Raw genomic sequence first — 17,967 nt, forward strand, 5'->3', positions numbered from 1 at the left:
GTGAGGACATGGAGCGTGGCCAGGTGCTGGCGAAGCCGGGCTCCATCACGCCGCACACCAAGTTCAAGGCGCAGATCTACGTGCTGTCGAAGGAAGAGGGTGGGCGCCACACCCCGTTCTTCAAGGGTTACCGCCCGCAGTTCTACTTCCGCACGACGGACGTGACGGGCACGGTGAAGCTGCCGGAGAACGTCGAGATGGTGATGCCGGGCGACAACATCGCGATCGAGGTGGAGCTCATCACTCCGGTGGCGATGGACAAGGAACTGCGGTTCGCCATTCGTGAGGGCGGCCGCACGGTGGGCGCGGGCGTCGTGGCGGAAATCATCGCGTAGCACTCAGGCCACCAGGCTCTCCGGAAGGCCCAATAGGGCGCTCCCGGAGAGCAGGTGGGAATCCAGTTGCAACCCACGGGGTGTGGTGGTACACACCGCGCCCCTTCGTTCCGAAGAAACGGTTCTCTGAAATCCAGGCGTTGACGGGCGTACCGCCTCTCGGTTCAGAGGTCGTTCAAAGAGGTTCTTTCGAATGGCGACACAGAAGATCCGCATCCGGTTGAAGGCGTACGACTCGAAGCTCCTGGACCAGAGTGCTGGGGAGATCGTCGAGACGGCCAAGCGCACGGGCGCCAAGGTGGCCGGTCCGATCCCCCTGCCGACGCGCATCAACAAGTTCACCGTGCTGCGGTCGCCGCACGTGGACAAGAAGAGCCGCGAGCAGTTCGAGATCCGCACGCACAAGCGCCTGCTCGATATCCTTGAGCCGACCCAGCAGACGCTGGATGCGCTGATGAAGCTGGATCTGTCTGCCGGCGTTGACGTCGAGATCAAGTCCTAGGAAGCGGGATGGCGTCGGAGTGGTTTCACTCTGACCCCCGAGGAAAGTGCCATGGCGAAGTTTGACGTAGTCGACCTGGATTTGAAGAAGGTTTCGGAGATTGAACTCTCCGACGACATCTTCGGTGCCGAGCAGAACGCCCACCTGTTCTACGAAGTGGCGAAGATGCAGCAGATCAACCGGCGCCGGGGTACGGTCGGGGTGAAGAACACCTCGCTCGTCAGCGGTGGCGGCAAGAAGCCCTGGAAGCAGAAGGGCACCGGCCGGGCCCGTCAGGGTTCCATCCGCGCTTCCCACTGGGTGGGTGGCGGCAAGGCGATGGCGCCCAAGGCGCGTGACTACTTCTACCGTCCGCCGCGCAAGGTTCGTCGGGGGGCGCTGCGCGCCGTCCTGTCCCTGCGCGCCAAGGAGAAGCAGCTCATCATCCTGGACGGCTTCAAGCTGGATGCCCCGAAGTCCAAGCAGGCCTTCGAGGTCCTCACCCGCCGTCTGAAGCTCCAGAACGCGCTGGTCATCGACGAGCGCGGCAACACCAACCTGCACCGCAGCGTGCGCAACCTGGCGAAGTTCGACGTGCTGCCGCCCGAGGGTCTCAACCTCGAGTCCGTGCTCAAGCACTCGCACCTCGTCCTGACTTCCGCGGCCGCGAAGGCGCTTGAGGGGTCCCTGTCATGAATCTGAACGACGTCATCAAGGGCCCGCTCATCACGGAGAAGCTGGACAAGGCCCGCGAGAAGTTCCGCCAGTACTCGTTCATCGTGGACCGCAAGGCCACGAAGCACGACGTGTCCCGCGCGGTGCAGGCCCTGTTCAAGGTCACGGTCGAGGGTGTCAACACCAACATCGTGCGCGGCAAGACCAAGCGGGTGGGCAAGAGCATCGGCCAGCGCCCCAACTTCAAGAAGGCGGTCGTCACCCTCAAGGAGGGTGACAAGATCGAACTCTTCGAAGGGGGGGCGGTCTGACGCCACTGGCGACAGATCAGCCTGAGACGAGGAACACACCATGGGCATCAAGAAGTACAAGCCGACCAGCGCCGCCCGCCGTCTGATGACGGTGTCCGACTTCGCGGACATCACCAAGGACTCGCCCGAGAAGGCCCTCACCGAGCCGCTGAAGCGCTCGGGTGGCCGCAACGTTCACGGGCACATCACCCGCCGTCACCAGGGTGGCGGTCACAAGCGTCGTTACCGCACCATCGACTTCAAGCGCCGGGACAAGGATGGCGTGCCGGCCAAGGTCGTCGCTGTCGAGTACGACCCGAACCGCACCGCGAACATCGCCCTCCTGCACTACGCGGACGGCGAGAAGCGCTACATCCTGGCCCCTGTTGGCCTGAGCGTGGGCGACACCGTCTTCGCCGGCGCCTCTTCCGACATCCGGCCTGGAAACAGTCTCCCGCTGCAGAACATCCCGGTGGGCACGGTCATCCACAACGTGGAGCTGAAGCCGGGCCGTGGCGCCCAGGTCATCCGCTCCGCGGGCACTTCCGGCCAGTTGATGGCGAAGGAAGAGCGCTACGCCCAGGTCCGCATGCCGTCGGGCGCCGTGCGCAAGGTGCTCATCGAGTGCCGCGCCACCGTGGGCCAGGTGGGCAACATCGAGCACGAAATCATTCGCATCGGCAAGGCGGGTAAGAGCCGCTGGCTGGGCATCCGTCCCACCGTCCGCGGTCTGGCGATGAACCCCGTTGACCACCCGCACGGTGGTGGCGAAGGTAAGTCTGGCCAGGGTAATCCGCACCCAGTGTCTCCGTGGGGCAAGAAGACCAAGGGCCTCACCACGCGCACCAACAAGCGCACCGACAAATTCATCGTGAGCGGCCGCCGTCAGGGCGCGCGCAGCCAGTAAGAGGATTTGAAACATGGCTCGTTCGATCAAGAAGGGTCCGTTCGTTGATGATCACCTCCTCAAGAAGATCGAGGGGATGATCGCGGCGAACAAGAAGGCGGTCGTCAAGACCTGGTCCCGGCGCTCCACGATTCTCCCTGAGTTCGTGGGTCACACCTTCGCCGTGCACAACGGCAAGAAGTTCATTCCGGTGTTCGTCACGGAGAACATGGTGGGCCACAAGCTCGGCGAGTTCGCCCCGACGCGTACCTTCGGTGGCCACTCGGCGGAGAAGAAGGTCGCCAAGGCCCCGGGCAAGTAGCCCGTTCGTTCGCCTGAGAGCCTGAGGAGATGACCATGGAGTCGACTGCACATCTGCGTCACCTGCGCATGAGCCCGCGCAAGCTGTCCCTCGTCGCGGCGCTCATCCGGGGCAAGCCTGTTGAGGCCGCCCTGAACATCCTGAAGTTCACCCCGCGCGCTGCTGCGCGGCCGGTGGAGAAGCTCATCAAGAGCGCCGTCGCTAACGCGACGGATCTGTCCAAGGGGCAGGTCGACGTGGATACCCTCTACGTCAAGACCATCTCCGTGGATCAGGCCGCCACCCAGCGCCGGTTCATGCCGCGCGCCATGGGGCGCGCGACGCCCATCCAGAAGAAGTCCGCCCACGTCCACGTCGTGTTGGCAGACGCCAAGAAGTAGGACCCGTCGGGCCCTGCCCGGACGCACCAAGGAGAATCAGTTTGGGACAGAAAGTACATCCGATCGGGTTCCGGCTCGGCGTCATCAAGACCTGGGACTCCAAGTGGTTCGAGCACAAGAACTACGCCCAGTGGCTCCACGAGGACATTCGCATCCGCGAATTCGTGAAGAAGTCACTGAATCACGCGGGCGTCTCCAAGGTGGAGATTGAGCGCGCCGCCAACAAGGTGAAGGTCAACGTCCACACCGCTCGGCCGGGTATCGTCATCGGCAAGCGCGGCGCGGGCATCGAGACCGTCAAGAAGGACCTGCAGCAGTTCACCAAGAACGAGGTCTTCCTGAACATCGTCGAGGTCCGCAAGGCCGAGACGGACGCGCAGCTCGTGGCGGAGAACATCGCCACGCAGCTTGAGCGCCGCATTGCCTTCCGCCGCGCCATGAAGAAGGCGTTGCAGACGGCGATGAAGTTCGGGGCCAAGGGCATCCGCATCGCCTGCTCGGGTCGCCTGGGTGGCGCCGAAATGGCTCGCTACGAGTGGTACCGCGAGGGCCGCGTGCCCCTGCACACCCTTCGTGCGGACATCGACTTCGGCTTCGCCGAGGCCAAGACGACCTACGGCAAGATTGGCTGCAAGGTCTGGATCTGCAAGGGCGAGGTCCTCCCGGGTAAGGGCGGCCAGGCCCCCCTGCCCACCAACCGGTAAGACGCCCTCCGCGGGGCGGGTTGAAAGACCCGCCCCTCCCGCGAGGCACGAAGGACAGCGACGATGCTTCAGCCTGCTCGAACCAAATACCGAAAGATGCAGAAGGGCCGCATGGGCGGCGCGGCCCACCGGGGCAGCGACCTCACGTATGGTGAGTTCGGCCTGGTGAGCCTCCAGCCGGGCTGGATCACCTCGCGACAGATCGAGGCGGCCCGTATCGCGATGACCCGCCACGTGAAGCGCGGCGGCAAGATCTGGATCCGGATCTTCCCGGACAAGCCCATCACGAAGAAGCCCGCCGAGACCCGAATGGGTACCGGTAAGGGTGGCGTGGAGTACTACGTCGCGGTGGTCAAGCCGGGTCGCGTCCTCTATGAGATGGAGGGCATGACGAACGAGATCGCCAGAGGGGCGCTGAAGCTGGCGCAGGCGAAGCTGCCGCTGCTTACGAAGATCGTGCAGCGCAAGGACCTCTCGCTGTAGTCACGCACCGCGGCGGGCGTCCCACCTGGTAGCAGGGGAGGGCGTCCGCATCGCGCCGAGGAGACAAGATGGCGACTGCGAAGGAATTGAAGGACCTGTCGACGGACGACCTGCAGAATCGCGCGAAGGAACTGCGCGACACGCTGGTCCAGGATCGACTGAAGCGCCGGACCGGCTCGCTGGACAGCCCTGCAGAGGGTGTGCAGCATCGCCGGGATCTGGCCCGCATCCTCACCGTCCTGGGCGAGAAGGCCCGGGCCGCGAAGGCGGGGTAGTTCTAGCAGTGCATCCGTGATGGCGTCCGGGCTCACCCGGACGTCCGCGGCCATCCGGGCAGAGGGCCCGGGTGCATGACAGACAGTGAGAACCAACATGGCTGAAGCGACCGAAACGCCCGCTGCCGAGACCTCCACCCGGGGTCGTCCCAAGACCCGCGTGGGCATCGTCACCTCCAACAAGATGCAGAAGACGGTGGTCGTCACCGTCCAGCGCCGCGCTCCCCACCCGAAGTATGGGAAGATCATGAGCCTGCGCGAGAAGTACAAGGCGCACGTCGAGGATCACGACTACCCGAAGAAGATCACCATCAACGAGGGTGACCGGGTGCGCATCGCCGAGACCAAGCCCGCTTCGAAGGACAAGCGTTGGCGCGTGGTCGAGGTGTTGGAGAAGAGCAAGAACGTCTAGGTAGGCCACACCGGGTTCGCACGCCATGAAGCGGGCGACCTGGTTCGAGCAAGAGGAGACTTCACATGATTCAGATGCAGAGTGTGCTCGATGTGGCCGACAACTCGGGCGCCAAGAAGGTGTTTTGCATCAAGGTTCTCGGCGGCTCCAAGCGCAAGTATGCCTCCATCGGCGACGTGATTGTCGTGTCGATCCGTGAGGCGCTGCCCAACTCCAAGGTGAAGAAGGGTGACGTGGCCAAGGCCGTCATCGTCCGCACCCGTCGCGAGGTGGGTCGTGCGGATGGCAGCTACATCAAGTTCGACGGCAACTCGGCGGTCCTCATCAACAAGGACCTGGAGCCCATCGGGACGCGCATCTTTGGGCCGGTCGCCCGTGAGCTGCGTGCCCGCAAGTTCATGAAGATCATCTCGCTGGCGCCCGAGGTCCTCTAAGAGGACGCAGGCCGGACGGCGAACAGCCAGAGTGAGGAAGCCATGCAGAAGCTGAAAGTCGGTGACACGATCCAGGTCATCTCCGGGTCCGAGCGCTCGGAGAAGACGCCGGCGACGAAGCGCGGCAAGGTGCTGAAGGTTGACCGGGAGGCTGGCCGCGTGACGGTCGAAGGCCTGCGCCTGGTCAAGCGCCACATGCGCAAGACGCCGCAGAGCCCCGAGGGCGGCATCATTGAGAAGCCGGGTACCATCGCGCTCTCGAACGTCCAGGTGGTGTGCGCCAAGTGTGACAAGCCGACCCGCGTCGGCATCCGCAAGGAGGGAGAAGCCTCCAAGCGGTTCTGCAAGCAGTGTGACGCCCTGATTGACTAGGGGTCCGTGTTCGGGCATGTATGCGCGCCCCTTGCCCCACCTACCGGTGGGGCAGGCGGGCGTGCACGTCTGGAGGGCTGAAATTGTTGAGCCCTCCAGGTGTTTCCAGGTTCCAGAAGAAGGACTGATCGGGCGCGCTGGGTTCAGAACGGCGTTCCGAAGCAGAGGACTGAAAAATGGCTGACGAGAAGAAGGCCGAACCGAAGGACAAGAAGGAAAAGAAGCGCGGACGCAAGGAAGAAGCCAAGAAGGTCGGCTTCGCCGCGAACATCGAGGAGGGTCTCAAGGCCCGCTCGGCGCGTCTGAAGGACCGCTTCCGCAAGGAAGGCGTTCCGTCGCTAATGAAGGAGCTGGGGCTCAACAACCCCATGGAAGTGCCGCGGCTGGAGAAGATCGTCGTCAACATGGGTCTGGGCGAGGCGCTCGCCAACAACAAGATCCTGGAGTCGGCGGTGGACCAGCTTGCCGCCATCACCGGTCAGAAGCCGGTCGTGACGCGCGCGCGCAAGTCCATCGCGAACTTCAAGCTGCGCCAGGGCCAGGCCATCGGTGCCGCGGTCACGCTGCGTGGCGACCGTATGTTCGAGTTCATGGACCGTTTGATCTCCGTCGCGCTGCCGCGCGTGCGTGACTTCAAGGGCGTGTCCCCGAAGGCCTTCGACGGGAAGGGCAACTACACGCTCGGAGTGCGCGAGCAGATCATCTTCCCGGAAATCAACTACGATCAGATCGAGAAGGTGAAGGGGCTCAACATCAGCTTCGTCACCACCGCCCCGAACGACGAGCAGGGACTGGCGCTGATGCGTCACTTCGGCATGCCGTTCCGTCAGTAGGACCGAGTTCAGGACTCCCATCGATCATGGCCAAGCTCTCCAAGATTGCCCAGGCGAAGCGCAAGCTGAAGTTCCCCGTGCGTCAGTACAACCGCTGTGGTCTCTGCGGTCGTCCTCGCGCCTTCCTGCGCAAGTTCAAGATGTGCCGTATCTGCCTGCGCCACCGTGCGCTGCGCGGTGAGATCACCGGCGTCACCAAGTCGTCCTGGTAGACGTTGGACCCGTGGTGCCAGCCCTGCCCTGAAGAGGGTAGGGTGGCGCACCGCTGAAGCAGAAGAGCAGTGGCAGTCATCGCGAACCCCCGGGATGGGCCCGGCAGGCGTGGTGGTTGCGATCGCGGAGTCGCCCTGAAGGGGACGCCGCTTCGGAAGGTGTTTCATGCCGGTCAATGATCCCGTTGGCGACATGCTGACCCGCCTGCGCAATGCCTCGCGCGCGCGGCACGACAAGGTCGTCATCCCCCACTCGAAGCTCAAGGTCGAAGTCATCAAGGTCCTCAAGGACGAGGGCTACATCGGTGATTTCACCATCCACGAGCTCGCGCCGCAGAGCGAGATCTCCGTCCAGCTGAAGTACGGCCCGGACCGCAGCCCGGCCATCACCGGCATCCACCGAGTGTCGAAGCCCGGTCTGCGCCGTTACGTGGCGGTCCGCGAGATCCCGCAGGTGCTGGGAGGCATGGGTATTTCCATCCTCTCCACGTCGCGCGGCATCCTGGTGGACACCGAGGCCCGGAAGCAGAAGGTCGGCGGCGAGTTGCTCTGCAAGGTCTACTAGCCAGGAGTCTGGGTGTAGCGCCCCGCGAGGAGCGCGCCCCAGGCGACCCCAGCACGAGGCAATCATGAGTCGGATTGGAAAACTGGCGATCAAGCTTGGCGACAAGACGAAGGTCAATGTCGCCAACCAGCAGGTCAACTTCGAAGGCCCCAAGGGCAAGCTGTCCGTCAAGCTCCCCGCCAAGGTGAAGGTGGAGGTGAAGGACGGCCAGGTGACGGTGCAGCGCGAGGACGATTCTCGCGAGGCCCGCAGTCTTCACGGTCTGACGCGCACCATCCTCGCCAATGCGGCGAAGGGTGTGTCGACGGGCTTTGAGAGGCGCCTGGACATCCGCGGCGTCGGTTTCCGCGCGGAAGTGAAGGGCAAGGCCATCCACTTCTCGCTCGGCTATTCGCACCCTGTGGTCTTCAACCTGCCGGAAGGTGTGACGGCTGAAGTCGACAAGGCTTCGCGTACCGAGGACAGCCTTCCCACGGTGGGGCTGACGCTCCGCTCGGCGGACAAGGAAGCCCTGGGCGCCACGGCGGTCAACATCCGCTCGCTGCGTCCGCCGGAGCCCTACAAGGGCAAGGGCATCAAGTACTCCGAGGAGCGCATCCGTCGCAAGGAGGGCAAGACCGGTACGACGTAGTCGTCGAGCCGTCTTCGCCAATAGTTCAACCCTGCCGGGCCCTGGGGCCTGGCGGAATCATCCGGCGGCGGAAGGCCGCATCGCCGCCGGACGGAAAAGGAAGCAGCCATGTCCAAGGTCGATCAGCGTCTCAAGAGGAAGAACCGCATCCGCAAGAAGCTCTCGGGTACCACCGAGCGCCCGCGGCTTACGGTGTACAAGAGCCTCAAGCACATCTACGCGCAGGTGGTGGATGACTCCACCGGTCGCACGCTGGCGTATGCTTCGTCCCTGTCCAAGGAGCTGAAGGGCAAGGACGAGGGCGACAAGAAGTCCGACGCCAAGCGGGTGGGTTCCCTCATCGCGGAGAAGTGCAAGGCCGCCAACGTCGACGCGGTGGTTTTCGACCGCAACGGCTTCCCCTACCATGGGCGCATCGCTGCCGTGGCCGACGCCGCGCGCGAAGCCGGCCTGAAGTTCTAGGTACCAGAAAGGAATTCCTCAAGTGGCAACTCCGATCAATCCGAACGATCTGGACCTGACCGACCGCGTGGTGAACATCAACCGCGTGGCCAAGGTGGTGAAGGGTGGCCGTCGTTTCTCGTTCGCCGCGCTCGTCGTAGTGGGCGATGGCAACGGACACGTGGGCGTGGGCCTGGGCAAGGCCAACGAAGTCCCCGAAGCCATCCGCAAGGGCGGCGAGAACGCGAAGAAGAATCTGTTCCGCGTTCCGCGCATGGGTCACACCATTCCGCACGAGATCCTGGGGCACTTCGGTGCCGGCTGGGTGCTCCTGAAGCCGGCCAGCGAAGGTACGGGCGTCATCGCCGGTGGCGCGGTGCGTGCGGTCCTCGAGGCGGCGGGCATCCGCAACATCCTGACGAAGAGCCAGGGTTCGCGGAATCCGCACAACGTGCTGAAGGCCACCGTGGCGGGCCTGAAGCTGCTGCGCAGCGCGGAGCAGGTCGCGCGGCTGCGTGGCAAGGACGTCGAAACCCAGAAGCTCGCGGGCGAGGCGAGGGGCTAGTCATGGCGCTCAAGGTTAAGCTGACGAAGAGCTTCTCGGGTTCTTCCGAGGACATGCTGGCCACCATCAAGGGCCTCGGTCTGAAGAAGTTCGGTGACGAGCGGCTGTTGAAGGACACCCCGGCGGTTCGCGGCATGGTGTTCAAGGTGAAGCATCTGGTCTCCCTGGAGACGGTCAGCCAGGAGGCCCCGGCGCCCAAGCGCCGCAAGCCCCGGAAGATTGTCGCCCGGGACCGCGCCCTGGAGCACCTGGCCGCCAAGGCCAAGGCCTGAGGAACGAGGATCCAATCATGAGCATCCTGACAAACCTGAAGCGTCCCGAGGGCTCCTGGCACCGCAAGAAGCGCGTCGGTCGCGGCCAGGGTAGCGGCCTCGGCAAGACGGCAGGCCGCGGTGGCAAGGGCCAGAAGGCCCGCTCCGGCAACATGCGGTTCGAAGGCTTCGAAGGCGGTCAGAGCCCGCTGCAGCGTCGCCTTCCGAAGTTTGGCTTCAACCCGCCCAATCGCACCGTGTACGCGGTGGTGAACCTGGGTGACCTGGAGCACGTGTTCGACGCTGGCACGACGGTGGATGAGGCCGCGCTGAAGCAGGCGGGCCTGGTCAAGGGCCGTTATGATGGCGTGAAGGTTCTGGCCCACGGGGAGCTCGCCAAGAAGCTCATCGTGCGCGTGAACAAGGTGTCCGCGGCGGCTCGCGAGAACATCGAGAAGGCCGGTGGCTCCGTGGAAGAGCTGCCGCTGGTGGCGCACAAGCCTGAGTCGGCCGCCAAGGCTCACTCTGGCAAGGGCGTCAAGGCCCCTCGCCAGCCCCGGGCGTAGGCGTGACCGGCGCGCATCACAGTGATGTGGTGCGCGCCTTCAGCCTTGTGTAGGCTTCCGCGCCCCTTTCCGGAACCGGAGAGGGGCGTTTGTTGTTGCTGGCAGAACCTCTTGAAGAGGATGGCTTTCCCGTGGCCCTGAACGCCTTCGCCAATGTCTTCCGCATCGCGGAGCTGCGCAGCCGGCTTGCGTACACGCTCGTGCTGCTGTCCGTCTATCGCATCGGCATCTTCATCAACACGCCGGGCGTGGACCGCTCTGCGATGAACGCGTTCATGGACGCCCAGAAGCAACAGGGCGGCCTGGTGTCGCTGTTCAATCTCTTCTCCGGCGGCGCGCTGGAGCAGATGTCCATCTTCGGTCTGGGCATCATGCCGTACGTCAGCGCCTCCATCATCATCCAGTTGCTGGCGGTAGTCGTGCCCAGCCTGGAGCGGCTCCAGAAGGAAGGCGCCGCGGGCCGGCAGAAGATCAATCAGTACACGCGCTACGGAACCATCGTGCTGTCCATCGTGCAGGGCGTGGGCATTTCGCGGTGGCTTGCCTCGCTGGGGCGCTCTGACTCTGGGCAGAGCGGCTTCAACCAGGTGGTGGTGCCCAACGACAACCTCTGGTTCACCTTCATGACGGTTGTCAGCCTCACGGCGGGCACGGCCTTCATCATGTGGCTGGGCGAGCGCATCACCGAGCGCGGCATCGGCAACGGTATCTCGCTCATCATCTTCGCGGGCATCGTGGCCCGAGTGCTCCCCGGGGCGAAGCAACTGCTGGACCTGACGACTCAGGAAGTGGTCAACATCGCTGCGGTGCTGGGCCTGTTGTTCTTCATGCTGCTCATCATCGGCGTGGTGGTGTACGTGGAGCGCGGCATGCGACGGGTGCCCATCCAGTACGCCAAGCGCATGGCCGGGCGGCGGATGTTCGCGGGGCAGGCGACGTACTTCCCCATGAAGGTGAATGCCTCGGGTGTGATTCCCCCCATCTTCGCCGGCGCGGTGCTGTCGTTCCCCGCCACGCTGGGTGCATGGTTCCCCTTCCTGCAGGGCTTCCAGCGCAGCATCGAAGGCAACCTCTGGGTCTACAACGGTCTGTTCGTGCTGATGGTGGTGTTCTTCTCTTACTTCTATACGGCGCTCACGTTCCGGCCGGATGATGTCGCGGACAACATCAAGAAGCAGGGTGGCTACATCCCCGGCATCCGCCCGGGTCGCCAGACGGCGGAGTTCATCGAGCGCGTGCTCAACCGGCTCACGTTCGGTGGCGCGATCTACCTGGCCATCATCTGCGTGATTCCGTCCGTCATCAGCAGTGTGTTGGGTGTTCAGTTCACGTTCGGCGGCACGGCCCTCCTCATCGTGGTGGGCGTGGCGCTGGACACGGTGCAGCAGATCGAGGGTCACCTCATCAGCCGCAACTACGAAGGCTTCGCTGGTCCGCGCGGTCCGCGCATCCGTGGTCGGGTTCGCGTGGCGGCCTGACGGCTGGCGGTTGTGTTCCAGGCGCCTCTCTCCAGTGGTGGGGAGGGGCGCCTCGTCGTTCAAGGATGGACGCTGGTGCAAAGGAGCGACATGAACCTCATCCTGTTGGGGCCGCCGAACGCCGGGAAGGGAACCCAGGCGAAGAAGCTCTACGCGGACTTCCACATCCCGCAGATCTCCACCGGGGACATCCTGCGCAAGGCCGTGAAGGATGGCACGGCGCTGGGCAAGGTGGCCGGACCCCTGATGGCCGCGGGCCAGTATGTGCCGGACGACGTCGTCATCGGCATCGTGGAAGAGCGCCTGAAGGAGCCGGACGTGGCCAAGGGCTTCGTGCTCGACGGCTTCCCGCGCACTCCGGGGCAGGCGGATGCCCTGGATCAGATGTTGGTGCGGCTGGGCCGGCAGTTGGACGCGGTTGTGTCCCTGGAGGTTCCACACTCGACGCTCGTCGAGCGCGGCTCCGGCCGGCGCGTGTGCCCCAATGACGGGTCCGTGTACCACGTCACCCAGAACCCGCCGAAGCGCGCGGGCCTCTGTGACAAGTGCAGCTCGGAGCTCGTCCAGCGCGAGGACGACACCCCCGAGGTCATTGAGCGACGTCTGAAGAAGTACGACGCGGAGACCTCTCCGCTGAAGGCCTTCTACGACAAGAAGGGCCTGCTCAAGAGCGTGGATGGCGTCGGGTCTCCCGAAGGCATCTACGAAGAAATCAAGAAGGCAGCAGGTCGTCCTTCCTGAGCAGCGGCCAGGCAGCGGGGCGGTGGGCTGGCATGGGCCGGACTGTCGCTCCAACGTCCACGGGTTCCCGGAGGCAGGGCGCCGGTAGGGAAGCAGGCGCATGAACCCGATGGAGATCAAGAGCGCCGGCGACATCGCCCTGATGCGGGAAGCGGGGCGAATCGTCCGTGAGATCCTGGACGAGTTGGAGAAGGCCGTGGCGCCCGGTGTGTCCACGTGGGAACTGGATGCCCTGGCCGAGCAGTTGATCGCCAAGAAGGGCGCCAGGCCGGCGTTCAAGGGCTACCACGGCTTCCCGGGCGTCCTCTGCGCCTCCGTGAACCAGGAGGTGGTCCACGGCATCCCCAACCGGAAGCGCAGGCTGGTGGCCGGGGACTTGATGAAGCTGGACTTCGGGGTGGTGTACCGGGGCTTTTTCGGAGACTCGGCTCGGACGGTTCCCGTCGGGAAGGTGACGCCCGAGGCCCAGGCCCTGGTGGACGCGACCCGTCAGTCCCTGGAGAAGGCCATCCAGGTGATGCAGGTGGGCAACCGGATTGGCGACATCGGGCATGCGGTGCAGAGCCACGTGGAGGCCCGGGGTTTTTCGGTGGTACGGGATTTCGTGGGCCATGGGATTGGCCGGAAGCTCCACGAGCCGCCGCAGGTGCCCAACTACGGGCAGGCGGGCTCGGGGATGAAGCTGCGGGCGGGGATGGTCCTGGCGGTGGAGCCGATGGTGAACCAGGGAACGGCCGACGTGGAGGTCCTGGAGGACGAGTGGACGGCCGTCACGGTGGATGGGAAGTTGTCCGCCCACTTCGAGCACACCATCCTCATCTCGGAGCGGGGGCCTGAAGTCCTGACCCGCTGATCCTGCGGGACCCCCGGACCGGGGGTGAAATAGGGTGATGTCAGAGGGTGTTGATAGAGGTCCCAGTTTCGAATCGCGCGGTGCTTGCTACTTACGGACCAAAGTGTTATCCCGCCGCGCTTCCAGAAGGTTCGTGGTCCGGGAAGAAGGTTGACGCTTGCCGAAGGATGATTCCATCGAAGTCGAGGGGACCGTCATGGAACCCCTACCGAACGCGATGTTCCGCGTGGTGCTGGACAACGGCCACAAGGTGCTCGCGCACATCTCGGGCAAGATGCGGATGCACTTCATCCGCATCCTCCCGGGCGACAAGGTGAAGGTCGAGTTGTCTCCGTATGACCTGACCCGCGGACGCATCACGTACCGGGCCAAGTAATTCGCGCCGGCCGCCTGTGCGGACCGGCTGTTGTGTTTTCTCCGTTGAAGGAAGGAAGTTCGCTCCAATGAAGGTTCGGGCGTCCGTCAAGAAGATCTGCGACAAGTGCAAGGTTGTCCGCCGCAAGGGCATCGTGCGCGTCATCTGCGCTTCCAACCCCCGGCACAAGCAGCGCCAGGGCTAACAGTCCCTCAGGGACTGTTGGCCTCAGACCAACTCCACAACAAGGAAGACCGAAGATGGCTCGTATCGCCGGCATCGATCTGCCGCCCAACAAGCGCGCGGTGATCTCGCTCCAGTACATCTACGGGATCGGTAACAAGACCGCGCACGACATCATCGAAGCGGCGGGCATCGATCTCACCACCCGGACCAAGGACCTCACCGAAGAGCAGGCTCGAAAGATCCGCGAGATCATCGAAGCCAGCTACAAGGTCGAGGGTGACCTCCGGCGTGAGGTGACCATGAACATCAAGCGGCTCATGGACCTGGGATGCTACCGGGGTCTGCGTCACCGCAAGGGTCTTCCGGTCCGTGGCCAGCGCACCCACACCAATGCGCGTACCCGCAAGGGTCCCAAGCGCGGCATCGTTCGCGCGAAGCCGGCCGCTCCGGCCCGCTAAACCCTCTGGCGCCCGCTGCCTCCTTTCGTGAGGCGCGGGCGTTGATCACCTACTCCCAGGAGCAGCGATTCACATGGCTGACGAGATCAATACCGCCGCCGCGCCGGCCGGTGCCGAGGGCGGCGAGGCCCCTGCGGCGAAGAAGAACAAGCGCAAGGGCAAGAAGAACATCCTCAACGGCGTGGTCCACATCCAGTCCACGTTCAACAACACCATCATCACGATCACGGACGTGTCCGGGAACGTGATCTCCTGGTCGTCGGCCGGGGCGCGCGGCTTCAAGGGCAGCCGCAAGTCCACGCCGTTCGCGGCGCAGGTTGCCGCTGGCGACGCCGCCGCGAAGGCGATGGAGCACGGCCTCAAGACCGTGACGGTGTTCGTGAAGGGTCCGGGCGCGGGCCGTGAGTCGGCGCTGCGCGCGCTGGCCGCCGCTGGCCTGAAGATCAGCCTCATCCGCGACGTGACGCCCATTCCGCACAACGGCTGCCGTCAGCCCAAGCGCCGCCGCGTCTAATCACCGCTTCGGGCCAGGCTCGCGTTCTCGCGAGCCGGCTCCAGACCATCTGCAAGGAGAATTTCCGTGGCCCGTTACACCGCGAGCGCCTGCCGTATCTGCCGGCGTGAGAACCTGAAGATGTACCTGAAGGGCGACCGTTGCTACACGGACAAGTGCGCCATCGAGCGCCGCCCCTATCCCCCCGGTCAGCACGGCCAGGGCCGCGTGAAGTTCTCCGGCTACGGCGTGCAGCTGCGCGAGAAGCAGAAGGTCAAGCGCATGTACGGCCTGCTCGAGAACCAGTTCCGCGGCTACTACCACCGCGCGTCCGCTGCCAAGGGCAAGACGGGTGAGAACCTGTTGCAGCAGCTTGAGCTGCGCCTGGACAACGTGGTGTTCCGCATGGGCTTCGCGGACACGCGCAACGAGGCGCGCCAGTTGGTGCGCCACGGTCACTTCCAGGTCAACGGTCGCCGGGTGAACATCCCGTCGTTCTCCGTGAAGCCGGGCAGCACCGTGGAGGTGGTGGAGAAGAGCCGCAAGGTGCTCCGCATCTCCGAGGCGCTGGAGACGGTGGACCGCCGTGGCACGCCGCAGTGGATCGACCTGGACAAGAAGGCGTTCAAGGGCACGGTGAAGACGGTTCCGAACCGTGAAGACCTGACGATGCCCATCCAGGAGCAGCTCATCGTCGAGTTGTACTCGAAGTAGTCTGGGTGCCGGGCCCGCTTCAACGGGCCCCTCCCGCAGTGGACGCCCTGGCCGACGAGGCCGGGGCGTTGTTGCTTTGGAACGTCCGGAATGCGCGTCCTGCGCGCGCCGGGCGACGCCGTTACGCAGTCCCCGCGTGCCCGTCCTCCCGTCACTCCGGCGGGGAGGTTGGTGATGGCGCACGCTCCCAGGAGCAGTCCCCATGGCCGATACGTTTGTCGCGAAGAACTGGCGTGACCTCATCAAGCCGCGCCGCATGGAAGTGGACCAGGACTCGCTGAGCCCCACGTACGGGAAGTTCGTGGCGGAGCCGCTGGAGCGCGGCTTCGGGACGACGCTGGGCAACTCGCTGCGGCGGGTGCTGCTGTCGTCGCTGCAGGGCGCGGCCATCACGTCGGTGAAGATTGAAGGCGTGGACCACGAGTTCACGACCATCCCCGAGGTGGCCGAGGACGTCACGGACGTCGTGTTGAACCTGAAGGAGGTCCTCCTCCGGATGCACACGAACGAGCCGAAGACGCTGCGCATCGAGGTGGAGGGGCCCAAGGAAGTGAAGGCGGGCGACCTCATCGCGGATCAGGACGTGGAGATCCTCAACCCGGGTCACCACATCTGCACCGTGTCCGAGGGTGGCAAGGTGCGCATGGAGCTGTCCTGCCGCCGGGGTCGTGGCTACGTCGCCGCGTCCACCAACAAGGTGGCGGGTGCACCCATCGGGACCATCCCCATCGACTCGCTCTTTTCGCCCATCCGCAAGGTGAACTACCAGGTCACCAACGCGCGCGTCGGTCAGGTCACGGACTTCGACAAGCTGTCGCTCGAAGTGTGGACGGACGGCTCCGTGGTGCCCCAGGACGCGGTGGCGTACGCGGCGAAGATCATCAAGGAGCAGCTCACGGTGTTCGTGAACTTCGACGAGACCGAGGAGCCGGTCGTCGCCGAGGCGCCCAAGGAAGAGGCGAAGCTCAACGAGAACCTGTTCCGCTCGGTGGATGAGCTGGAGCTGTCGGTGCGTTCGGCCAACTGCCTGCAGCAGGCGAACATCAAGTCCATCGGTGATCTGGTCCAGCGCACCGAGGCGGAGATGCTCAAGACGAAGAACTTCGGCCGCAAGTCCTTGAAGGAGATCAAGGAGATCCTCGCGGAGATGGGTCTGTCGCTGGGCATGAAGCTGGAGAACTGGCCGCCGAAGAACGCGCCGGCTCCCGCGGCCCCCAAGGCCTAGCCTTTCGTCGTTTCCCGTCGTCGCCGCACCTGTCCCGCATCCCGCCGACACGGCTTCACGGTGGCGCGGGGCAGGGGGCCCTGGTACACAGGGCCCGATTCAACGGACGTCCCCGGTGTCGGGGCCGTCCTTCCCACCCGGTACCTGACACGGCCGGAGTGGTGGGGTTCTCCAGAAGAGGCCCCGGAGCACGCGCATGCGCCACAAGGTCGGACAAAGGAAGCTGCACCGCACCACGAGCCACCGGCTCGCGATGCTCAACAACATGGTCACGTCGCTGCTGGAGCACGGTGCCATCCGCACCACCGTTCCCAAGGCGAAGGAAGTCCGGCCGCTGGCGGAGCGCATCATCACGCTCGCCAAGCGTGGCGGTCTGTCCAACGTGCGCCTCGCCGCGCGCACCGTGAAGGACCGCGTGGTCCTCCAGAAGGTGTTCAGCGAGTACAAGGAGCGTTACGCCTCCCGTCCGGGTGGCTACACCCGCATCATCCGCCTGGGCTTCCGCCGGGGCGATGCCGCGGAGATGGCCCTCATCGAGCTGGTGGACCGGCCCGCGAAGGCCCCGGCCGCCGCCGAGACGGAAGCCCCCGCCGAGACGAAGTCCGAGGGCTAGCCGCCCTTCGTTCCGCGCCCGGGCCTCTCCTTCGTGAGAGGCCTGGCCGGAGCTGAGACAGCACAAAGGGCGCCTTCCCGGCTTGGGAGGGCGCCCTTCGTGTTTCCAGGAGGTGGCGCGGCTGGCTACTTCCTTGTCGGCGCGCGCAGGCGCTCCCACTCGATCTTCAGGTCCTCGGTGAGGTCGGCCTGGTCGTCCGCGCTCCGCATCTTCAGGGACTGGAAGCGCAGGTCCGCCGGCGCGGTGGTGCCGCCCGCTCCCAGAAGCTGCCGGGGCGTGATGGTGACGAACGCCCCGGGCTGCACCTCCGCCACCGCCGCGCGGTACTGCTCATTCACGGTGATGGTGACTTCGCGCCAGACGTCCTGGCTCTCGTTCCAGATGGTGATGGAGGGCCGGTCCAACTTGTCGCTGAGCACGATGCGCGCGTCCATGTCGCCCGTCGCCACGGAGCTTGCCGGGCAGGCGATGGCGAAGCTGGCCACGGACAGCACCACCCAACTGGCGACGATGCCGGCCTTGTATTTGAAGAAGCGGTCGCTCGCGCGGAAGTCCGCCAACTGCTCCTTGAGGATGGAGAAGCCGTTGAGGACGACGTTGGAGGCCTCGGAGGCGACGCGCTTACCCAGCGGGCCTTCCGCCTTCGCCTTCTCGAGGGGCTCCACGCGCGCGGCGCTCACGGCCCGCATGCCGGAGCTGGTGGCCGCGCGGGGCTGGGCGCCAGAAGGGGGCGACGTC

32 protein-coding genes are annotated in these 17,967 nt (G+C 65.0%); 31 read left to right on the forward strand and 1 reads right to left on the reverse strand.

Annotated features, from left to right (window positions below; translation table 11 throughout):
• From D7V88_RS25500 to rplQ, 31 genes are all read left to right on the forward strand, one after another.
• On the forward strand, positions 1-335 hold a 335-nt coding region (locus D7V88_RS25500; protein WP_504813678.1), incomplete at its 5' end, for an EF-Tu C-terminal domain-related protein.
• Between the two features lie 193 nt (positions 336-528).
• Entirely contained in the window at positions 529-837 is a 309-nt protein-coding gene (rpsJ, locus tag D7V88_RS25505) for a 30S ribosomal protein S10 (RefSeq protein ID WP_002633608.1), read from the forward strand.
• Between the two features lie 51 nt (positions 838-888).
• On the forward strand, positions 889-1,512 hold the full coding sequence (rplD, locus tag D7V88_RS25510) for a 50S ribosomal protein L4 (protein ID WP_120543254.1): 624 nt from the start codon (positions 889-891) through the stop codon (positions 1,510-1,512).
• The gene (locus D7V88_RS25515; protein WP_120532370.1) at positions 1,509-1,802 is read left to right on the forward strand and encodes a 50S ribosomal protein L23; all 294 of its coding nucleotides are present in this window, start codon (positions 1,509-1,511) and stop codon (positions 1,800-1,802) included. Before rplD ends, D7V88_RS25515 begins: the two co-directional genes overlap by 4 nt.
• Positions 1,803-1,842: 40 nt before the next feature.
• The gene (rplB, locus tag D7V88_RS25520) at positions 1,843-2,688 is read left to right on the forward strand and encodes a 50S ribosomal protein L2 (protein WP_120532369.1); all 846 of its coding nucleotides are present in this window, start codon (positions 1,843-1,845) and stop codon (positions 2,686-2,688) included.
• 13 nt (positions 2,689-2,701) lie between these two features.
• Positions 2,702-2,989 carry a 30S ribosomal protein S19 gene (gene rpsS, locus D7V88_RS25525; protein WP_014395864.1) on the forward strand — a complete coding sequence of 96 codons (288 nt, stop codon included), beginning with the start codon at positions 2,702-2,704 and terminating at the stop codon, positions 2,987-2,989.
• Between the two features lie 35 nt (positions 2,990-3,024).
• Positions 3,025-3,369 carry a 50S ribosomal protein L22 gene (gene rplV / locus D7V88_RS25530; RefSeq protein ID WP_120532368.1) on the forward strand — a complete coding sequence of 115 codons (345 nt, stop codon included), beginning with the start codon at positions 3,025-3,027 and terminating at the stop codon, positions 3,367-3,369.
• A gap of 41 nt (positions 3,370-3,410) precedes the next feature.
• Positions 3,411-4,073 (forward strand): 30S ribosomal protein S3, encoded by a 663-nt coding sequence (gene rpsC, locus D7V88_RS25535; RefSeq protein WP_120532367.1) that lies wholly within the window; start codon positions 3,411-3,413, stop codon positions 4,071-4,073.
• 63 nt (positions 4,074-4,136) lie between these two features.
• Positions 4,137-4,556, forward strand: a complete 420-nt coding sequence (gene rplP, locus D7V88_RS25540) for a 50S ribosomal protein L16 (protein WP_120543255.1) — start codon at positions 4,137-4,139, stop codon at positions 4,554-4,556.
• Positions 4,557-4,624: 68 nt separating this feature from the next.
• Complete coding sequence (rpmC, locus tag D7V88_RS25545) at positions 4,625-4,831, forward strand: 50S ribosomal protein L29 (RefSeq protein WP_120532365.1); 207 nt, start codon at positions 4,625-4,627, stop codon at positions 4,829-4,831.
• An 85-nt stretch (positions 4,832-4,916) separates the two neighbouring features.
• Positions 4,917-5,243, forward strand: a complete 327-nt coding sequence (gene rpsQ, locus D7V88_RS25550) for a 30S ribosomal protein S17 (protein ID WP_199732669.1) — start codon at positions 4,917-4,919, stop codon at positions 5,241-5,243.
• Positions 5,244-5,308: 65 nt separating this feature from the next.
• Positions 5,309-5,677, forward strand: coding sequence for a 50S ribosomal protein L14 (gene rplN / locus D7V88_RS25555; protein WP_014395870.1), 369 nt, complete (start codon positions 5,309-5,311; stop codon positions 5,675-5,677).
• A gap of 42 nt (positions 5,678-5,719) precedes the next feature.
• Complete coding sequence (rplX, locus tag D7V88_RS25560; RefSeq protein ID WP_120532363.1) at positions 5,720-6,049, forward strand: 50S ribosomal protein L24; 330 nt, start codon at positions 5,720-5,722, stop codon at positions 6,047-6,049.
• Positions 6,050-6,225: 176 nt separating this feature from the next.
• Positions 6,226-6,882: a 50S ribosomal protein L5 gene (rplE, locus tag D7V88_RS25565; protein ID WP_120532362.1), complete on the forward strand. Its 657-nt coding sequence runs from the start codon at positions 6,226-6,228 to the stop codon at positions 6,880-6,882.
• 26 nt (positions 6,883-6,908) lie between these two features.
• Positions 6,909-7,094: a type Z 30S ribosomal protein S14 gene (locus D7V88_RS25570; RefSeq protein ID WP_014395873.1), complete on the forward strand. Its 186-nt coding sequence runs from the start codon at positions 6,909-6,911 to the stop codon at positions 7,092-7,094.
• Between the two features lie 166 nt (positions 7,095-7,260).
• Positions 7,261-7,659, forward strand: a complete 399-nt coding sequence (rpsH, locus tag D7V88_RS25575; protein ID WP_120543256.1) for a 30S ribosomal protein S8 — start codon at positions 7,261-7,263, stop codon at positions 7,657-7,659.
• 64 nt (positions 7,660-7,723) lie between these two features.
• A complete protein-coding gene (gene rplF / locus D7V88_RS25580; protein WP_120543257.1) occupies positions 7,724-8,290 on the forward strand; it encodes a 50S ribosomal protein L6 in 567 nt (188 codons plus the stop codon).
• A gap of 108 nt (positions 8,291-8,398) precedes the next feature.
• Complete coding sequence (gene rplR, locus D7V88_RS25585; protein ID WP_120532359.1) at positions 8,399-8,752, forward strand: 50S ribosomal protein L18; 354 nt, start codon at positions 8,399-8,401, stop codon at positions 8,750-8,752.
• A 22-nt stretch (positions 8,753-8,774) separates the two neighbouring features.
• Positions 8,775-9,296: a 30S ribosomal protein S5 gene (rpsE, locus tag D7V88_RS25590; protein ID WP_014395877.1), complete on the forward strand. Its 522-nt coding sequence runs from the start codon at positions 8,775-8,777 to the stop codon at positions 9,294-9,296.
• A 2-nt stretch (positions 9,297-9,298) separates the two neighbouring features.
• On the forward strand, positions 9,299-9,568 hold the full coding sequence (rpmD, locus tag D7V88_RS25595) for a 50S ribosomal protein L30 (RefSeq protein ID WP_120543258.1): 270 nt from the start codon (positions 9,299-9,301) through the stop codon (positions 9,566-9,568).
• A 17-nt stretch (positions 9,569-9,585) separates the two neighbouring features.
• Complete coding sequence (gene rplO, locus D7V88_RS25600; RefSeq protein WP_120543259.1) at positions 9,586-10,113, forward strand: 50S ribosomal protein L15; 528 nt, start codon at positions 9,586-9,588, stop codon at positions 10,111-10,113.
• A 131-nt stretch (positions 10,114-10,244) separates the two neighbouring features.
• A complete protein-coding gene (secY, locus tag D7V88_RS25605; protein ID WP_120543260.1) occupies positions 10,245-11,591 on the forward strand; it encodes a preprotein translocase subunit SecY in 1,347 nt (448 codons plus the stop codon).
• A 90-nt stretch (positions 11,592-11,681) separates the two neighbouring features.
• Positions 11,682-12,332 carry an adenylate kinase gene (locus D7V88_RS25610; protein ID WP_120543261.1) on the forward strand — a complete coding sequence of 217 codons (651 nt, stop codon included), beginning with the start codon at positions 11,682-11,684 and terminating at the stop codon, positions 12,330-12,332.
• 100 nt (positions 12,333-12,432) lie between these two features.
• Positions 12,433-13,185, forward strand: a complete 753-nt coding sequence (gene map / locus D7V88_RS25615; protein WP_120543262.1) for a type I methionyl aminopeptidase — start codon at positions 12,433-12,435, stop codon at positions 13,183-13,185.
• A 157-nt stretch (positions 13,186-13,342) separates the two neighbouring features.
• Positions 13,343-13,561 (forward strand): translation initiation factor IF-1, encoded by a 219-nt coding sequence (gene infA / locus D7V88_RS25620; RefSeq protein WP_002614803.1) that lies wholly within the window; start codon positions 13,343-13,345, stop codon positions 13,559-13,561.
• 67 nt (positions 13,562-13,628) lie between these two features.
• Entirely contained in the window at positions 13,629-13,745 is a 117-nt protein-coding gene (gene rpmJ, locus D7V88_RS25625) for a 50S ribosomal protein L36 (protein ID WP_002633586.1), read from the forward strand.
• 55 nt (positions 13,746-13,800) lie between these two features.
• On the forward strand, positions 13,801-14,184 hold the full coding sequence (gene rpsM, locus D7V88_RS25630; protein ID WP_120532354.1) for a 30S ribosomal protein S13: 384 nt from the start codon (positions 13,801-13,803) through the stop codon (positions 14,182-14,184).
• Between the two features lie 73 nt (positions 14,185-14,257).
• Positions 14,258-14,698, forward strand: coding sequence for a 30S ribosomal protein S11 (rpsK, locus tag D7V88_RS25635; RefSeq protein ID WP_120532353.1), 441 nt, complete (start codon positions 14,258-14,260; stop codon positions 14,696-14,698).
• Between the two features lie 66 nt (positions 14,699-14,764).
• On the forward strand, positions 14,765-15,391 hold the full coding sequence (gene rpsD / locus D7V88_RS25640; RefSeq protein WP_120543263.1) for a 30S ribosomal protein S4: 627 nt from the start codon (positions 14,765-14,767) through the stop codon (positions 15,389-15,391).
• Positions 15,392-15,593: 202 nt separating this feature from the next.
• Positions 15,594-16,616, forward strand: coding sequence for a DNA-directed RNA polymerase subunit alpha (locus D7V88_RS25645; protein ID WP_120543264.1), 1,023 nt, complete (start codon positions 15,594-15,596; stop codon positions 16,614-16,616).
• Between the two features lie 196 nt (positions 16,617-16,812).
• Positions 16,813-17,229 carry a 50S ribosomal protein L17 gene (gene rplQ / locus D7V88_RS25650; protein WP_120543265.1) on the forward strand — a complete coding sequence of 139 codons (417 nt, stop codon included), beginning with the start codon at positions 16,813-16,815 and terminating at the stop codon, positions 17,227-17,229.
• Positions 17,230-17,354: 125 nt separating this feature from the next.
• On the opposite strand, the gene D7V88_RS25655 is transcribed toward rplQ, so the two are convergent.
• The coding region (locus tag D7V88_RS25655) for a hypothetical protein (protein ID WP_244238391.1) at positions 17,355-17,967 on the reverse strand (613 nt) is incomplete at its 5' end.

The organism is Corallococcus terminator, assembly GCF_003611635.1.
GTDB lineage: Bacteria > Myxococcota > Myxococcia > Myxococcales > Myxococcaceae > Corallococcus > Corallococcus terminator.

Bases quoted from the DNA above. Each gene is read 5' to 3' on its own strand.
- rpsJ (WP_002633608.1), top strand. From the start codon at position 529: ATGGCGACACAGAAGATCCGCATCCGGTTGAAGGCGTACGACTCGAAG.
- rplD (WP_120543254.1), top strand. From the start codon at position 889: ATGGCGAAGTTTGACGTAGTCGACCTGGATTTGAAGAAGGTTTCGGAG.
- D7V88_RS25515 (WP_120532370.1), top strand. From the start codon at position 1,509: ATGAATCTGAACGACGTCATCAAGGGCCCGCTCATCACGGAGAAGCTG.
- rplB (WP_120532369.1), top strand. From the start codon at position 1,843: ATGGGCATCAAGAAGTACAAGCCGACCAGCGCCGCCCGCCGTCTGATG.
- rpsS (WP_014395864.1), top strand. From the start codon at position 2,702: ATGGCTCGTTCGATCAAGAAGGGTCCGTTCGTTGATGATCACCTCCTC.
- rplV (WP_120532368.1), top strand. From the start codon at position 3,025: ATGGAGTCGACTGCACATCTGCGTCACCTGCGCATGAGCCCGCGCAAG.
- rplP (WP_120543255.1), top strand. From the start codon at position 4,137: ATGCTTCAGCCTGCTCGAACCAAATACCGAAAGATGCAGAAGGGCCGC.
- rpmC (WP_120532365.1), top strand. From the start codon at position 4,625: ATGGCGACTGCGAAGGAATTGAAGGACCTGTCGACGGACGACCTGCAG.
- rplN (WP_014395870.1), top strand. From the start codon at position 5,309: ATGATTCAGATGCAGAGTGTGCTCGATGTGGCCGACAACTCGGGCGCC.
- rplX (WP_120532363.1), top strand. From the start codon at position 5,720: ATGCAGAAGCTGAAAGTCGGTGACACGATCCAGGTCATCTCCGGGTCC.
- rplE (WP_120532362.1), top strand. From the start codon at position 6,226: ATGGCTGACGAGAAGAAGGCCGAACCGAAGGACAAGAAGGAAAAGAAG.
- D7V88_RS25570 (WP_014395873.1), top strand. From the start codon at position 6,909: ATGGCCAAGCTCTCCAAGATTGCCCAGGCGAAGCGCAAGCTGAAGTTC.
- rpsH (WP_120543256.1), top strand. From the start codon at position 7,261: ATGCCGGTCAATGATCCCGTTGGCGACATGCTGACCCGCCTGCGCAAT.
- rplF (WP_120543257.1), top strand. From the start codon at position 7,724: ATGAGTCGGATTGGAAAACTGGCGATCAAGCTTGGCGACAAGACGAAG.
- rplR (WP_120532359.1), top strand. From the start codon at position 8,399: ATGTCCAAGGTCGATCAGCGTCTCAAGAGGAAGAACCGCATCCGCAAG.
- rpmD (WP_120543258.1), top strand. From the start codon at position 9,299: ATGGCGCTCAAGGTTAAGCTGACGAAGAGCTTCTCGGGTTCTTCCGAG.
- rplO (WP_120543259.1), top strand. From the start codon at position 9,586: ATGAGCATCCTGACAAACCTGAAGCGTCCCGAGGGCTCCTGGCACCGC.
- D7V88_RS25610 (WP_120543261.1), top strand. From the start codon at position 11,682: ATGAACCTCATCCTGTTGGGGCCGCCGAACGCCGGGAAGGGAACCCAG.
- map (WP_120543262.1), top strand. From the start codon at position 12,433: ATGAACCCGATGGAGATCAAGAGCGCCGGCGACATCGCCCTGATGCGG.
- rpmJ (WP_002633586.1), top strand. From the start codon at position 13,629: ATGAAGGTTCGGGCGTCCGTCAAGAAGATCTGCGACAAGTGCAAGGTT.
- rpsM (WP_120532354.1), top strand. From the start codon at position 13,801: ATGGCTCGTATCGCCGGCATCGATCTGCCGCCCAACAAGCGCGCGGTG.
- rpsK (WP_120532353.1), top strand. From the start codon at position 14,258: ATGGCTGACGAGATCAATACCGCCGCCGCGCCGGCCGGTGCCGAGGGC.
- D7V88_RS25645 (WP_120543264.1), top strand. From the start codon at position 15,594: ATGGCCGATACGTTTGTCGCGAAGAACTGGCGTGACCTCATCAAGCCG.
- rplQ (WP_120543265.1), top strand. From the start codon at position 16,813: ATGCGCCACAAGGTCGGACAAAGGAAGCTGCACCGCACCACGAGCCAC.